19 protein-coding genes and 1 tRNA gene are annotated in these 14,281 nt (G+C 73.3%); 6 read left to right on the top strand and 14 right to left on the bottom strand.

Annotated elements, in window-relative coordinates; genetic code table 11:
- Positions 1-55: 55 nt before the first annotated feature.
- The 7 genes from ACZ7KF_RS14845 to ACZ7KF_RS14815 all read right to left on the bottom strand — a co-directional run bounded on the left by ACZ7KF_RS14845 (position 56) and on the right by ACZ7KF_RS14815 (position 3,441).
- Positions 56-892 carry an RNA polymerase sigma factor SigF gene (locus ACZ7KF_RS14845; protein ID WP_471074465.1) on the bottom strand — a complete coding sequence of 279 codons (837 nt, stop codon included), beginning with the start codon at positions 890-892 and terminating at the stop codon, positions 56-58.
- A 177-nt stretch (positions 893-1,069) separates the two neighbouring features.
- Complete coding sequence (locus ACZ7KF_RS14840) at positions 1,070-1,363, bottom strand: Dabb family protein (protein ID WP_471073608.1); 294 nt, start codon at positions 1,361-1,363, stop codon at positions 1,070-1,072.
- Positions 1,364-1,373: 10 nt separating this feature from the next.
- Complete coding sequence (locus ACZ7KF_RS14835; protein WP_103817756.1) at positions 1,374-1,553, bottom strand: hypothetical protein; 180 nt, start codon at positions 1,551-1,553, stop codon at positions 1,374-1,376.
- A 166-nt stretch (positions 1,554-1,719) separates the two neighbouring features.
- Positions 1,720-1,804: transfer RNA gene (locus tag ACZ7KF_RS14830), tRNA-Ser, on the bottom strand.
- A 69-nt stretch (positions 1,805-1,873) separates the two neighbouring features.
- Positions 1,874-2,305 carry a tRNA adenosine(34) deaminase TadA gene (tadA, locus tag ACZ7KF_RS14825; protein WP_471073606.1) on the bottom strand — a complete coding sequence of 144 codons (432 nt, stop codon included), beginning with the start codon at positions 2,303-2,305 and terminating at the stop codon, positions 1,874-1,876.
- Between the two features lie 59 nt (positions 2,306-2,364).
- Complete coding sequence (locus ACZ7KF_RS14820) at positions 2,365-2,892, bottom strand: tRNA adenosine deaminase-associated protein (protein WP_471074462.1); 528 nt, start codon at positions 2,890-2,892, stop codon at positions 2,365-2,367.
- Between the two features lie 303 nt (positions 2,893-3,195).
- A complete protein-coding gene (locus ACZ7KF_RS14815) occupies positions 3,196-3,441 on the bottom strand; it encodes a hypothetical protein (RefSeq protein WP_471073604.1) in 246 nt (81 codons plus the stop codon).
- Positions 3,442-3,536: 95 nt separating this feature from the next.
- On the opposite strand from ACZ7KF_RS14815, the gene upp reads away from it, so the two are divergent.
- The gene (gene upp / locus ACZ7KF_RS14810; RefSeq protein ID WP_471073602.1) at positions 3,537-4,172 is read left to right on the top strand and encodes a uracil phosphoribosyltransferase; all 636 of its coding nucleotides are present in this window, start codon (positions 3,537-3,539) and stop codon (positions 4,170-4,172) included.
- A gap of 7 nt (positions 4,173-4,179) precedes the next feature.
- On the opposite strand, the gene ACZ7KF_RS14805 is transcribed toward upp, so the two are convergent.
- Positions 4,180-4,830 carry a LytR C-terminal domain-containing protein gene (locus ACZ7KF_RS14805; RefSeq protein ID WP_471073600.1) on the bottom strand — a complete coding sequence of 217 codons (651 nt, stop codon included), beginning with the start codon at positions 4,828-4,830 and terminating at the stop codon, positions 4,180-4,182.
- Between the two features lie 98 nt (positions 4,831-4,928).
- Positions 4,929-5,225, bottom strand: a complete 297-nt coding sequence (locus tag ACZ7KF_RS14800; RefSeq protein ID WP_004943146.1) for a type II toxin-antitoxin system VapB family antitoxin — start codon at positions 5,223-5,225, stop codon at positions 4,929-4,931.
- Positions 5,226-5,338: 113 nt separating this feature from the next.
- On the opposite strand from ACZ7KF_RS14800, the gene ACZ7KF_RS14795 reads away from it, so the two are divergent.
- Complete coding sequence (locus ACZ7KF_RS14795) at positions 5,339-6,901, top strand: helicase HerA-like domain-containing protein (RefSeq protein ID WP_471073598.1); 1,563 nt, start codon at positions 5,339-5,341, stop codon at positions 6,899-6,901.
- Between the two features lie 22 nt (positions 6,902-6,923).
- Here ACZ7KF_RS14795 and ACZ7KF_RS14790 read toward each other — a convergent pair whose 3' ends face one another.
- The 5 genes from ACZ7KF_RS14790 to ACZ7KF_RS14770 form a co-directional block, all read right to left on the bottom strand.
- Entirely contained in the window at positions 6,924-7,049 is a 126-nt protein-coding gene (locus ACZ7KF_RS14790) for a hypothetical protein (protein ID WP_471073596.1), read from the bottom strand.
- Between the two features lie 53 nt (positions 7,050-7,102).
- A complete protein-coding gene (locus ACZ7KF_RS14785) occupies positions 7,103-7,432 on the bottom strand; it encodes a hypothetical protein (RefSeq protein ID WP_471073593.1) in 330 nt (109 codons plus the stop codon).
- A gap of 102 nt (positions 7,433-7,534) precedes the next feature.
- The gene (locus tag ACZ7KF_RS14780) at positions 7,535-8,230 is read right to left on the bottom strand and encodes an HdeD family acid-resistance protein (RefSeq protein ID WP_471073590.1); all 696 of its coding nucleotides are present in this window, start codon (positions 8,228-8,230) and stop codon (positions 7,535-7,537) included.
- 255 nt (positions 8,231-8,485) lie between these two features.
- Positions 8,486-9,079 carry an HhH-GPD-type base excision DNA repair protein gene (locus ACZ7KF_RS14775; RefSeq protein ID WP_471073587.1) on the bottom strand — a complete coding sequence of 198 codons (594 nt, stop codon included), beginning with the start codon at positions 9,077-9,079 and terminating at the stop codon, positions 8,486-8,488.
- A 136-nt stretch (positions 9,080-9,215) separates the two neighbouring features.
- Positions 9,216-9,938 carry a siderophore-interacting protein gene (locus ACZ7KF_RS14770; protein WP_471073584.1) on the bottom strand — a complete coding sequence of 241 codons (723 nt, stop codon included), beginning with the start codon at positions 9,936-9,938 and terminating at the stop codon, positions 9,216-9,218.
- A gap of 79 nt (positions 9,939-10,017) precedes the next feature.
- Here ACZ7KF_RS14770 and ACZ7KF_RS14765 point away from each other — a divergent pair, with 79 nt between their 5' ends.
- The 4 genes from ACZ7KF_RS14765 to ACZ7KF_RS14750 all read left to right on the top strand — a co-directional run bounded on the left by ACZ7KF_RS14765 (position 10,018) and on the right by ACZ7KF_RS14750 (position 14,251).
- The gene (locus ACZ7KF_RS14765; protein ID WP_471073581.1) at positions 10,018-12,327 is read left to right on the top strand and encodes a penicillin acylase family protein; all 2,310 of its coding nucleotides are present in this window, start codon (positions 10,018-10,020) and stop codon (positions 12,325-12,327) included.
- A 117-nt stretch (positions 12,328-12,444) separates the two neighbouring features.
- A complete protein-coding gene (locus ACZ7KF_RS14760; protein WP_471073578.1) occupies positions 12,445-13,032 on the top strand; it encodes a GNAT family N-acetyltransferase in 588 nt (195 codons plus the stop codon).
- The gene (locus tag ACZ7KF_RS14755; RefSeq protein WP_471073575.1) at positions 13,029-13,493 is read left to right on the top strand and encodes a cupin domain-containing protein; all 465 of its coding nucleotides are present in this window, start codon (positions 13,029-13,031) and stop codon (positions 13,491-13,493) included. The genes ACZ7KF_RS14760 and ACZ7KF_RS14755 overlap by 4 nt, the downstream gene beginning before the upstream one ends.
- Positions 13,490-14,251 (top strand): SDR family NAD(P)-dependent oxidoreductase, encoded by a 762-nt coding sequence (locus ACZ7KF_RS14750; RefSeq protein ID WP_471073572.1) that lies wholly within the window; start codon positions 13,490-13,492, stop codon positions 14,249-14,251. The genes ACZ7KF_RS14755 and ACZ7KF_RS14750 overlap by 4 nt, the downstream gene beginning before the upstream one ends.
- Positions 14,252-14,281: the final 30 nt, after the last annotated feature.

The following is a 14,281-nucleotide window of genomic DNA, read 5'->3' as shown; positions in this document are numbered from 1 at the left end:
CCGTGCGCCTGCTATGCATCGACCGAACGCCCTCTGTGCTTCGGTCCGGCGCCTGCTATGCCTCGATCCGATTTGCGGAACGCAGCCGCTGGAAGCTACGCGCGAGCAGCCGTGAGACATGCATCTGGGAGACGCCGAGTTCCGCGCTGATCTGTGACTGGGTGAGATTGCTGTAGTAGCGCAGCAGCAGGATTCGCTGTTCTCGCTCGGGGAGTTGGACGAGGAGATGGCGGACCAGGTCGCGGTGCTCCACGCCGTCCAGGGCCGGGTCCTCGTAGCCGATCCGGTCCAGCAGGCCGGGCAGTCCGTCGCCCTCCTGGGCGGCCTCCAGCGAGGTGGCGTGGTACGAGCGCCCCGCCTCGATGCAGCTGAGCACCTCGTCCTCGCTGATCCGCAGCCGGTCGGCGATCTCGGCGGTGGAGGGCGAGCGGCCGTAGAGGGTGGTCAGGTCCTCGGTCGCGCTGTTGACCTGCACCCACAGCTCGTGCAGCCGGCGCGGGACGTGGACCGTGCGGACGTTGTCCCGGAAGTACCGCTTGATCTCGCCGACCACGGTGGGCATCGCGAAGGTCGGGAACTGCACGCCCCGGTCGGGGTCGAAGCGGTCGATGGCGTTGATGAGGCCGATGGTGCCGACCTGGACGACGTCCTCCATGGGCTCGTTGCGGGAGCGGAAGCGGGCGGCGGCGTAGCGCACGAGCGGGAGGTTCGCCTCGATCAGTGCCCCCCGTACCCGGGTGTGCTCCGGCGTGCCGGGGGTCAGCTCCTTCAGCTCGGTGAAGAGCACCTGGGTGAGGGCCCGGGTGTCCGCGCCGCGGCGCTTCTCGGGGGGCGGCGGGGGCGGTGTGGCCTCCTCCTCCTGGGGCGGCGCAGTACTGGCCGACACGGTCAACGCCACCTCTTCGTCCGTCAATCATCCGTCAAAAGCGGTCATAGCATCACAAGACATGTGCACTGTGTGCAAGCACCGCATAACGCCGTGTTGTGCGCAAACTTCGCCAAGTTGGAGCATGGGACACACGGGAAAGCCCCCCGCCGGGACGGCGGGGGGCTCCGGGGGGCGCGGGGCTCAGAACTCGTAGTCGGCGATCACCCAGGTGGCGAACTCGCGCCACAGCGCGACGCCCGCCTGATGGGCCGGATGCTCCAGGTAGCGTTTGAGGGCGTCGGCGTCCTCGACGGCCGAATTGATCGCGAAGTCGTGGGCGATCGGACGGTCGCTGATGTTCCAGCCGCACTCCCAGAAGCGCAGCTCCTCGATCCGGCCGCCGAGCGCCCGGAAGGCCTCCGCGCCCGCCACGACCCGCGGATCGTCGCGCTCGACACCCTCGTTGAGCTTGAACAGGACCAGGTGGCGGATCATGCGGTGTACCTCAGCTCTTTCCTCCGTGGGCGACCCAGGTCATGAAGTCGCCTATGGCCTTGGCCGCGTCCGATATGCCCTCGAAGCCTATCTGGACGTAGTCGGCCGCCTTGGCCGGGTCCGTGATGATCACGTACAGCGCGAAGACCACGAGCACGTACACGGCGATCTTCTTGGCGTTCACCGCCACCTCGGCCTCCCCAGTGCCAGTGCCCCGGAGGGCCCCCTGCTGCCGGCCGCGAGTGTAACCTTCGGCCCCTCTTCGCCGGCCAACGGCCCGTCGGCGCGGCACGGTTGCGCCGCCTCGGTCTCGGACACGCGAAAGGCCCCGCCGGTCGGCGGGGCCTTTCTGCAAGCGGTAGCGGAGGGATTTGAACCCTCGGTGACTTGCGCCACACTCGCTTTCGAGGCGAGCTCCTTCGGCCGCTCGGACACGCTACCGAGGGAGACCCTACAGCACAGTGGGGCATGGTTCGAAATCGATATCCGGGGGCACCTGCGCCGTCCCCGTCAGCGGTCCCGGAAGAACTCCGTGAGCAGCTGGGCGCACTCCGCCGCGAGAACGCCCTCGACGACCTCCGGCCGGTGATTGAGCCGCCGGTCGCGCACCACGTCCCACAGGGAGCCGGCCGCGCCCGCCTTCTCGTCCCGGGCGCCGTAGACCACCCGGTCCACCCGGGACTGGACGAGCGCGCCCGCGCACATCGTGCACGGCTCCAGGGTGACGACCAGCGTGCAGTCGGTCAGCCGCCACTCCCCGAGCCGGGCGGCCGCCCGGCGGATCGCGAGGACCTCCGCGTGGGCGGTGGGATCACCCGTGGCCTCGCGCTCGTTGTGCCCGGCACCCAGCACCGTCGTACCGTCCGGGGACAGCACGACGGCGCCGACGGGGACGTCTCCGCCCCGGACGGCCCGCTCGGCCTCGTCCAGGGCGAGTCGCATCGCGGGCCGCCAGCGGTCCCGAACCGGGTCCGGTGCGTCCTGCGGGTCGTGTGGCGGGGTCAGCGGACGGTCTCCAGCACCTCCGAGGCGCCCAGGGCCTCGGCGATCGCGCTCAGCGCGTCGTCGGCGTCCAGGGCGCGCAGCTCCTTCTCGCCGATGCCCAGGTCGTCCAGGATCTCGCTGTCGCCCACCGGGCTGTGCGGGACCGCGTCGGCCGCGGTCTCGTCCTCGTCGTCCTCGGACTCACCGTCCTCCGTGCCGTCGAGGTCCAGGGCGTCCAGGTCCGGGCCGTCGTCCGAGCCGGGCTCCCGGCCGAGCAGCTCGTCGGTGAGCAGCAGCTCCCCGTACGCGCTGCGCTGGGCGGCGGCGGCGTCCGAGACGTAGATGCGAGGGTCGTCCTCGCCGTCCACGCGGACGACGCCGAACCACGCGTCCTCCTGCTCGATCAGGACGAGCACCGTGTCCTCGTCGGGAGAGGCTTCCCGGGCCAGGTCGGCCAGATCCGACAGGGTCTCCACATCGTCGAGCTCTGTGTCGCTCGCTTCCCACCCGTCTTCGGTGCGCGCGAGCAGTGCGGCGAAGTACACCGTGACTCTCCCACTGGTCATAGGCGTGCCGGTTGGGGGTCCCCCCGGCGGAGGTACGTGGGCGGAGAGAGCCAGGGCTCCGAGCCCCACCCACTCGGAATCGTGGCAGAAACAAGGCGCTCAGGGGACGTCTTCGGCTCCCTGTGTCCGGCTGTTTCGACCGCGGATCCGCGATCGGCCCAGCAGTGCGCTCATTGCCGCCACCTGCGGATCGTACGCGGCTTTTCCCCGCGCTCACGCACGTCCGCCTCCCCAACACCGGCGCGGGCGTGGATCGTCCGCTCCGGGCACGGTCCCGCGGAGCTACCAGCGGAACGTCCGCATACGCATCGCGTGGCGCAGCCGGGCGGCCTTGGCGCGCCGGGGCTGGACCCGGGCGCGCAGCTCCCGGGCCTCGGCGAGATCGCGCAGGAATTGGGCGCGCCGCCGCCGGCGCTCGCTCTCCGTCTCGGGTTTGTCGGATGCGCTCCGCGCGGACTCCGCCCGGGAGCCGACCGCCCTGCGGGCCGGCCCGGGAGCGTCTGCGGGAAGATCAGGCAGGTCAGACACGTCACACCACCCCAGTCCGTCCCTCCCACTTTCCCTCGGACGGCCGGTTTGATGCCAGCGCGAGGGTGACGCGCGGCGCAGGTACCGTTAGGGGCATGCGTCTCCATGTCGTCGACCACCCCCTGGTCGCCCACAAGCTCACCACGCTGCGCGACCGGCGCACCGACTCCGCGACCTTCCGGCGGCTCGCCGACGAACTGGTCACCCTGCTCGCCTACGAGGCGACGCGGGACGTGCGCACCGAGGCCGTCGACATCGACACGCCGGTCGCCCGGACCACGGGTGTGAAGCTCGCCCGTCCCCGCCCGCTGGTGGTGCCGATCCTGCGCGCCGGCCTCGGCATGCTGGACGGCATGGTCCGGCTGCTGCCCACCGCCGAGGTGGGCTTCCTCGGCATGATCCGCAACGAGGAGACGCTCCAGGCGTCCACGTACGCCTCGCGCATGCCGGAGGACCTCTCGGGCCGCCAGGTGTACGTCCTGGACCCGATGCTGGCCACGGGCGGCACCCTGGTCGCGGCGATCCAGGAGCTGATCAAGCGCGGCGCGGACGATGTGACGGCCGTGGTGCTGCTCGCCGCCCCGGAGGGCGTCGAGATCATGGAGCGCGAGCTGGCGGGCACCCCGGTGACGGTGGTCACCGCGGCGGTCGACGACCACCTCAACGAGCTGGGCTACATCGTGCCCGGGCTGGGCGACGCGGGCGACCGGCTCTACGGCGCGGCCGAGTAGCGCTCCCTCAGCAGCTCTTCTTCTCCGTGACGGCCGTCGGCTCGGGCGCACTCAGCTTCGCGAGTGCCTGATCGGCGGCCGTCCGCTTGGCCAGCCCCTTGAATCCGTCCCCGATGACCAGGTCGACGTCGGCCCCCTTGCGGCCGTCGGCGCGCGACGGCGCGCCGGCGAGCTGGGTGCCGAGCACGCGCAGCGAGGTGCCCTGGGCGGCGGCGGAGCCGAGAAGTATCCCCGTGCCCTTGACCTTCTTGTCGAACTGCTTGCTCGCGTTGCCCACGGATCCGATCTTGAAGCCGCGCTTCTTCAGCTCGTCCGCGGTGGTCTTGGCGAGCCCGGTGCGCTTGGTGGCGTTGTAGACGTTCACGGTGATCCGGCCGGGCTCGGGCAGAGCCGCCGGCAGGGTCTTGCGCACCTCGGCCGCCGGTGCCGCCGCGGTCCTGGTGCGGCAGTGGGAGCCGGACGCGGTCAACTTGTCGCCGTGGCCGGTGAAGACGTCGATGAGCTGCAGAGTCCCCCAGCCGATCAGGCCGAGCACGGCGGCGGACGCCACCACGGCGGCCACGAGCCTGCCGTGCCGTCGGGGCGGGCGCATCCGAGGGTATTTGCCCCCCGTGATCCGGTACTGGCCGCCCATGCCGGGGGGAGTCAGCATGCTCATGGGCGCAGCGTAGTGCGCTGGAGCGGCAATGCCTATCTGATGATCAGCCGATGCGGCTCAGCGGAACCCGAAAGGGCCAACGGCCGTGTCGTGCCGGGTCAGTCGAGTTCGAGCACGCGCGCGTGCAGCACCTGGCGCTGCTGCAGGGCGGCGCGGACCGCGCGGTGCAGCCCGTCCTCCAGGTACAGATCGCCCTGCCACTTCACGACGTGCGCGAAGAGGTCGCCGTAGAACGTCGAGTCCTCCGCCAGCAGAGTCTCCAGATCGAGCTGCTGCTTGGTGGTCACGAGCTGATCGAGGCGGACCGGGCGCGGCGCGACGTCCGCCCACTGCCGGGTGCTCTCCCGGCCGTGGTCGGGGTACGGCCGGCCGTTTCCGATGCGCTTGAAGATCACACGGAAAGCCTACCGGTCAAGACGTTCCGGGCGCAGCCATGGCGGCCGAGTGCGACGCTTGAAAAGACGCAGCAAAACGGGCATACGGGTTACTACGGGAACAGAGGCCGGAGATGAGTGACAGCGAGACCGTGCCGCCCGCCGGCCCTCGGGGGGATGCCGCACTGCCCGTCGAGGCCCGGAAGATCGCCTCCGGCTACGCCTTCACCGGTCCCGCGCTCGACCTCGGTGCCCTCCTGTGGGACGGGCGGTGCCACGTCGACGCCCCGGTCCGCATCCCGCTGCCCGTGCTCAACCGGCACGGTCTGGTGGCGGGCGCCACCGGCACCGGCAAGACCAAGACCCTCCAGCTGATCGCCGAGCAGCTGTCGGCCCAGGGCGTCCCGGTGTTCCTCGCGGACGTCAAGGGCGACCTGTCCGGCATCGCGCGGCCGGGACAGCCGGGGGACCGGGTGCGGAAGCGGTCCGGCGAGGTCGGCCAGGAGTGGACCCCGGCCGGCTTCCCGGCGGAGTTCTACGCGCTCGGCGGAGTCGGCCACGGCATCCCCGTACGCGCCACCGTCACCAGCTTCGGCCCGGTGCTGCTCGCCAAGGTGCTCCGGCTGAACCAGACCCAGGAGCAGTCCCTCGGCCTGATCTTCCACTATGCCGACACCCGGGGCCTGGAGCTGATCGACCTCAAGGACCTGCGCGCGGTCGTCGCCTTCCTCACCTCCGACGAGGGCAAGGCCGAGCTGAAGAACATCGGCGGCCTGTCCGGCGCCACGGCCGGGGTGATCCTGCGTTCGCTGACGGCCTTCGAGGCGCAGGGCATGGCGGACTTCTTCGGCGAGCCGGAGTTCGACACGGCCGACTTCCTGCGCACGGCGCAGGACGGCCGGGGCATCGTCTCGGTGCTCGAACTCCCCGCCGTCCAGGACAAGCCGCAGCTGTTCTCCACCTTCCTGATGTGGCTGCTCGCCGACCTCTTCCACGACCTGCCCGAGATCGGCGACGCCGACAAGCCCAGGCTGGTGTTCTTCTTCGACGAGGCGCACCTGCTGTTCGACGGCGCCTCCACCGCGTTCCTGGACGCGATCACCCGGACGGTCCGCCTGATCCGCTCCAAGGGCGTCGGCGTCTTCTTCGTCACCCAGACCCCGAAGGACGTGCCCGGTGACGTCCTCGGCCAGCTCGGCAACCGTGTCCAGCACGCCCTGCGCGCGTTCACCCCCGACGACGAGAAGGCCCTGCGGGCGACCGTGCGGACCTTCCCGAAATCGGCGTACGACCTGGAGGAGCTGCTCACCGTCCTGGGCACCGGCGAGGCCGTGGTGACCGTGCTCGGCGAGACCGGCGCCCCGACCCCGGTCGCCGCCGTCCGGCTGCGTGCCCCTCGGTCCCTGATGGGCCCGGTGGACGCCGCCGGACTGGACCGGGCGGTCCGCGACTCCCCTCTCCACGACCGTTATGCACAGGCTGTGGACCGGGAGTCGGCGTACGAGAAGCTGAGCGCCGCCCGGCCGCAGGAGCCCGCGCGGCAGCAGCGGTCCCGGCCGGTGCCCGAGGACGAGCCGTCCCTGATGGAACAGGTCGTGAGCAGCGGGATGTTCAAGTCCCTGGCCCGCTCGGTCGGCACCCAGCTCGGCCGGGAGATCACCCGCTCGCTGTTCGGCACCGCCCGGCGGAGGCGGTAGCCCGCCTCCGCCGGGCGGTGGCTCAGCGGTCCCGGTCCTCGGGGGTCCGCTGCGGCTGCGGTGCTTGCCGGTCCGGCTTGGCCGCCGTACCGCGCCGGGCCTCCGCGCGCAGCAGGGCGCGCAGGACGGCGTAGGGATCCTTGGGCATGGCTGTGCTGCTCCTTGCGTCGAGCCGACTGACCTCGCGGGGACGCGGGTCTGTCAGCAGCGCAGGACCACCGTGCGCAGCAGGGGCGTGGTGTGCGGCACCCGGGACGTGGCGGGGCCGGGACGGGCCGCCGGGCGGACGGGCGCCGGGCCCGGGAGGGGGGCCGGGCGCTCGGGAGCGTCGGCCCGGTGGACGGTGCGGGCGGGCGGCCTCAGGGGCGTGTCGCAGGCGTCGTGCTCGGCCGTCTCGGCGGCGGCCACGACGGGATCGAGGACCCCCTGGGTCTGCACATGGGCGCCGGGCACCCACAGGGCGAGGAGCAGTACGAGGACGCGTAGCCCGCTACGGCCCCGAAGCGTGCTCCTGCTCCCGCTCCCGCTCACGGCATCTTTCTCCCCGGGGCGGGCGGGGGAGCCAGCACGCCGGGCGCGAGATCCGCCCGCTCGGCGTATCCGCGGCGCACCCGGTCGACGGTGGTCACACCGTCATACCGTCTGCGGCACGTGACGTGCCCGGCCGCGGATGCGGAACGCGGTGATGATCTCCACGATGCCCACCGCGATCAGCCAGATCCCGCCGACGAGGGTCAGCACCGCGACCGACTCGTACGGCGAGTCGATGAGCACGATCCCGGCGATGAAGGTGAGGATCCCGAGGAAGATCTGCCAGCCCCGGGCGGGGATGCGGGAGTCGTGCACGGCGGCCAGGGTCTGGGTGATCCCGCGGAACAGCCAGCCGATGCCGATCCACAGGCCGAGCAGCAGGATCGACTGCATGGGGCCGCGGAAGCAGAGCAGGCCGAGCAGGATCGACAGCGCGCCGCTGATGAAGGCCAGGACCCGCAGCGAGGTCCTCTGGTGCGTGCCGAAGGCGGCCACCAGCTGGAAGACCCCGCTGTACAGCAGGTAGAGGCCGAACAGCACGCCGATGACCAGCAGGGAAGGGCCGGGCCAGACCAGCACCAGGATGCCGAGCACCAGGGAGCCGATCCCGGTGATCAGGACGGTCTGCCAGGCGGCCCGGGACAAGGCGTGCAGCGGGCCCTCGAACGGTGGCTCGGGCTCGTGGTGGCCGTGGGACGGCTCCGTCGGACGCGGGCCGCCGGCCGGTGCCGGCTCGTGGACACGCCGGTCGTCGAATGCGCGGTCCCGGTCCGGGCCGCTGCTCGGTATGTCGGTCATGCCCCATGCTGTGACCGGCCGCCGGGCGGGGGCCATCAGGAGGGGGCCGTACGGGTGGTGCGAGGCCGTGGGCGTGCGGTGCGGCGGTGGTGCGAGGCCGTGGGGGTCCGGTGCGGCGGGGGCCACGGTGGGGCCGGGGCCGCGCGGCGGGAGCGCAGGCCGATACGGCCCGGGTCCCTCGGGGGTCAGGGTGGGGGCCGCGCGGCGGGAGCGCAGGCCGATATGGCCCGGGTCCCTCGGGGGCGTTGCCGGGCGCTACTTCTTCGCCGCCTTGGCCGCCTTCGCCGCCGCCTTCGTCTCCTGCTTGTGGGCGCGCACCTTGGCCAGCGACTCCGGGCCGGTGATGTCGGCGACGGACCGGAAGGACTGCGGCTCGCCGTAGGCCCCGGCGGCCTCCCGCCACCCCGCGGGGGTGACCTCGAGCTGCTTGCCGAGCAGGGCCAGGAAGATCTGCGCCTTCTGCTTGCCGAACCCCGGCAGGTCCTCCAACCGCCGCAGCAGCTCGGCCCCGCTGCCGACGCCCCGCCAGACCGCCTCCGCGTCCCCGTCGTAGTGCTCCACGAGGTACTGGCACAGCTGCTGGATCCGCTTCGCCATGGAACCCGGGTAGCGGTGCACCGCGGGCTTGTCGGAGAGCAGCGCGGCGAAGGTCTCCGGGTCCATCGCCGCGATGTCGTGCGCGTCCAGATCCTCGGCGCCGAGCCGGTCGGCGATGGTCCGGGGCCCCTTGAACGCCCACTCCATCGGGATCTGCTGGTCCAGCAGCATCCCGGTCAGCGCGGCGAGCGGGGAGCGCCCGAGCAGCGCGTCGGCCGCGGGGTCCTGGGCGAGGTGCAGGGTGACGTCCATGGGTCGATGATCTCGCGCACCCCCGCTTCCCGCCCGCGCAGCCCGCCCGCTCTCCGGACGCGCTCGGCACCGCTCGGCCCCCTCGGTCCGTACGGCTCTCCCGGCGCTCGGGTGTTCGGTGCTCGCCCCGCCCCGCTCAGTCCGCGCGCCAGTAGCCCAGGGCGTGCACCCGGTGCTTCGGCAGGCCCAGTTCCTTGCGGATGTAGGACGCGAGCGTGCGGGTGGTCGCCGTGTCGCAGGCGATCCAGACGTACGGGTGCGGGGTGCCGGCGAGCACGGCGGGCAGCTCGGCGCGGACCCGGTCCACCAGGTGGGCGCCCGCGTCCCGGCGCGGCACCGGCCGTATCTCGTGCCGGCCGGGCTCGGCCCGGCTGGGCAGCCCCGCCGGCTCCCCCTCGAACCAGACGGTCGCCGGCGCGGAACCCAGGGCGCCGAGCAGGGAGTTGACGGCGGGCAGCGAGGCGGGGTCGGCGATCGCGACGAGGTGTGAGGGCGCGGGGTCGGGGTCCTGGAAGCCGGTGCCCTGCACGGTCGCCTCGACGGTGTCGCCGGGCCGCGCGGCGCGGGCCCAGTCGGAGGCCACGCCCTCGTGCAGGGCGAACTCCAGGCCGAAGGTGCCGGCTGCCGGGTCGGCGTCGACCAGGGTGTAGGCCCGCTGGTGGGGCCGGCCGTCGGCGGAGAACCACAGCCGTACCCACATCGTGGGGTGGACCCCGGCCGCGGCGAGCAGCCCCCCGTCGCTCAGCCTCAGCCGGCGGTAGTGCGGGGTCACGTCCTCGGTGTCGAGGACGGTCAGCACGAAGTCCTTGGCGCGCAGCAGTCTGAGGACCGCGCCTTCCCAGCCCCGCCCCTGCCCCATGACCCCTCCATCGTTCGCGTACGATTCCGCCACGTAAAACTTAGGCAAGGCTAACCTAAAGCACGAAAGGGGTCTCCGGGTGACCATCGAGACCTACCGCGACGCCTGGGGCATCCCGCATCTGCGCGCCGCCGACGCGCGCGAACTCGCCCACGCGCAGGGCCGGGTCACCGCCCACGACCGGGCCTGGCAGCTGGAGGTCGAGCGGCACCGCGCCCAGGGCACCTCCGCCTCCTTCCTCGGCGCCGGGGCCCTCTCCTGGGACGTCTTCGCCCGTCGGGCCCGGCTCGACGACACCGCCCGCCGCTGCTTCGCCGCACTGGAACGCCGCGACCCGGAGACGGCCGAGTGGGTACGGGCGTACGTCGACGGCGTCAACGCGGGCCTGGCCGTCGGCGCCCGCCGTGCCCCCGAGTTCGCCCGCACCGGCCTGGCCCCCGGCCGCTGGCAGCCCTGGACGCCGCTCGGGGTCTGGCTCGGCACGCACATCCTGTTCGCCGGTTTCCCCGCCAAGCTCTGGCGCGAACAGGCGGTACGGCACCTCGGCCCGCAGGCCGTCGGTCTCTTCGCCACCGACGGGCCCGGCACCGCCGGCAGCAACGGCTGGCTGGTCACCGGCGAGCGCACCGCCACCGGGCACGCCCTCATCGCCGGCGACCCGCACCGCTTCATCGAAGACCCCGGTGTCTACCAGCAGATCCGCCTCTCCTGCCCCGAGTTCGACGTCGTCGGGCTGGCCGTCCCCGGCGTTCCCGGCATCGCCCACTTCGGCCACACCGGCACGGCCGCGTGGGCCATCACCAACGCCATGGCCGACTACCAGGACCTCTACCGCGAGCGGCTGCGCCGCACCGGCGCCGGCATCGAGGCCCTCGGCCCGGACGGCACCTGGCACCGGGCCACCCGTCACACGGAGACGGTGGCGACAGCGGGCGAGCCCGCCACGGAGATCGAGATCATCGAAACCCCCCGGGGCCCGGTGATCGCCGGAGGCCCGGAGGGCCTGGAAGCGTCCGGCATCGGCTTCGGAACCAGTGCCGGCTTCGGAACCAGTGCCGGCTTCGGAACCAGTGCCGGCTTCGGAACCAGTGCCGGCATGGGGACCGGTACCGGCTTCGGGAGCAGTGCCGGCATCGGGACCGGTACCGGCTTCGGGAGCAGTGCCGGCGCCCGCGACGTTGGCTCCGGCGCCGCCGAAGCCGAGGCGCTCGCCCTGCGCTACCCGCCCCGGGTCACGGAGGACCTCGGCTTCAGCGCCCTCCTCCCCCTCCTCCGCGCCCGCACCGTCGCCGACATCGACAGCGCCCTGGACGCCTGGACCGAGCCGGTCAACGTCGTACAGGCCGCCGACACCGCCGGAGGCACCCTGCACCGTGTCGCCGGCCAGGTCCCCGTCCGCGCCGAGGCCAACCGCGTCCGTCCGGTCCCCGCGTGGGAGCCAGGACACGACTGGCACGGCACGCACCGGACGCCGTACGCCGAGCCGGTCGACGGCATCGCGGTGATGGCCAACGGCCGCGGCCTCGCCACCCCCTTCGGCGTCGAGTTCGCCCCGCCCCACCGCGCCGCCCGCATCCGCACCCTGCTCGACGCCCGCCGCACCTGGACCGCCGACGGCATGCCCGCGATCCACACCGACACCCACCTCGGTTCCGCCGCCCCCCTCCTGGACCGCATCGCCGCCCTCACCGGCCTCACCCCCGCCGCGGCGGCCCTCCGCGACCGCCTGCTCGTCTGGGACCGCCGGATGGAGGCGGACAGCACCGCCGCGGCGGCGTACGCGGCGGTGCGCGGCGCGCTCGTACGCCACCTCGCCGCGCACCCGGTGTTCGCCGCGCTCACCGAGCCCCCGGCCTACCCGGACGTCCTGCTCCCCTGGCTGGCCCTCGTCCCCCGGATCGGCTTCGCCCTCGAACACCTGCTGAGCGCCGAGGACCTGTACGGCATCGACCGCGCGGCAGCCGTCCGCGCCGCCCTGGAGGAGGTGGCCGCCGCACCGCCCACCCGGCCCTGGGCGGCCGTCCACCGCCTGGCCCCGTGGAAGGCCCTGCCGGAACAGCCGGACACCACGCCGGACGGATCCGCCGAGCCCGGCCTCGCCGGCGACCACGACTGCGTGCTCTGCACCTCCGCCGTCCCCGGTCTCACCGACCGCGCCGCCCGCGGCCCGGCCGCCCGTTACGTGTGGGACCTGGCCGACCGCGACAACAGCGGCTGGGTGGTGCCCTTCGGCGCCGACGGCGTACCCGGCGCCGCCCACCACCGCGACCAACTCCCCCTGTGGACAGAGGGCCGACTGGTCCCGGTGATCACCGACTGGACCCGGCTCACCCCCGAGCCGACGGAACCGGCCGAACCGGCGGAACCGGCGGAACCGGCCGCCACCTGAGCCTTCGAGCCGGCCGCCACCTGAGCCTTCGAGCCGGCCGCCACCTGAGCCTTCGAGCCGACCGACCCGGCCGCCGCGCCTCCAGCACCCGAACCCCACCGAGCAGTCAGGAACCCGATGACCGACCTGCACGCCCAGCACGTCGACGGCTACGGCACCGTCCGCGTCCGCGCCCTCGACCCCGAGGGTGACGCCGACCTGATCCACTCCTGGGTGAGCGACGAACGCGCCGCCTTCTGGGGCATGAACGGCCTCACCCGGACCCAGGTCGCCGAGATCTACGCCCACATGGCCACGCTCGACACCCACCACGCCCACCTGGTCACCAAGGACGGCGAACCGGCCGCCCTGTTCCAGACGTACGAGCCGTCCGCCGACCGGGTCGGCGAGTGCTACGACGTCCGCCCCGGCGACCTCGGCGTACACCTCCTCCTCGCTCCCGCGGGACCCGGAGGCCCGCTGCCCGGCTGGACGTCCGCCCTGCTCACGGCGATGACGACGTACGCGCTGCGGGTCCTGGACCGGCAGCGGATCGTGGTCGACCCGGACGTGCGCAACGCCAGGGCGATCGCCCGTTTCGAACGCCAGGGCTTCCGCCGCGGCCCCGTCGTCGTCCTCCCCGAAATCGATCTCCCCGACGTGTACCTGCCGGAGAAGCACGCACAACTCGCCTTCCTGGACCGGGCGGTAGCCTTCCCCGGGTGACGACGCCGGAAGAGCTGATCGCGCACTACGACCTCGAACCCATCCCCCGCGAGGGCGGCCTGTTCCGCCGTACCTGGACCGGGCCCGACCGGCCCGACGGCCGCCCCGAGGGCACCGCCATAGTCGCGCTGCTCACGGCCGACGACTTCTCCGCCCTGCACCGCCTGCCCTTCGCCGAGGTGTGGCACTTCTACCTCGGCGACCCGCTCCGGCTCCTGCTCCTCGCCCCCGACGGCACCACCAGCGCCCCCGTCCTCGGCCCCGGCGGGCACCCCCAGCTGACCGTGCCGGCCCGCACCTGGATGGGCGCACGGGTGGCACCGGGCGGCGCGTGGACGTTCTTCGGCTGCACGATGGCCCCCGGATTCACCTACGCGGACTACGAACACGGGGACGCGGCCCGTCTGACGGCGCGTTACCCCGCCGAGGCCGGCCCGATCACGGAACTGTGCCGCCCATGACCCTGCTCGACGGACAGACCGCCCTGGTGACCGGTGCCGGCGGCGGCATCGGCCGTGCCATCGCCCTGCGCTTCGCGGCACAGGGCGCGGCGGTGGCCCTCCACTGCCGTACGGCGGTCGCCGCGGCCACCGAGGCGGCGGACCGCATCCGGGACGCGGGCGGCCGGGCGGTCGTGCTCCGGGCGGACCTGACGGACGAGGCCGCCTGCCACCGCCTGGTCGCGGAGACGACGGCCTGGTCGGCCGGCCGACTCACCGCCCTCGTCAACAACGCGGCCGTGCAGCCCGTCCAGCCCCTGCCCGGCATGACGGCGGGGGACTGGCGCGCGGTCGTCGACACCGACCTCACCAGCGTCTTCGCCTGCACCCAGGCCGCCGCCGACCACATGCGCGCCCACGGCGGCGGCACCATCACCCACATCGCCTCCATCGAGGCGGGCCACCCCGCCCCCGGCCACGCGCACTACAGCGCGGCCAAGGCGGCCGTGGTCCTGCACGCCCGCGCGGCGGCCCTGGAGTACGGTCCCGACGGCATCCGGGTCAACACGGTCTCGCCCGGCCTCGTCGACCGCCCCGGCCTCGCGGAGTCCTGGCCGGACGGCGTACGCCGCTGGCTCGCCGCCGCCCCCACCGGCCGCCTGGGCCGCCCCGAGGACGTGGCCGACGCCTGCGTGTTCCTCGCCTCCCCGCTGGCCTCCTGGATCAGCGGTCACGACCTCGTGGTGGACGGCGGGGTGACGGCCCGTCCGACCTGGTGAGCGGCGCGGGCGGTCCGTGCCCGGTGACCG

The organism is Streptomyces sp. NPDC038200, from assembly GCF_055600785.1.
Note: the sequence above shows the minus strand (reverse complement) of the source record. Positions and strands in the feature narration are given on the sequence as shown.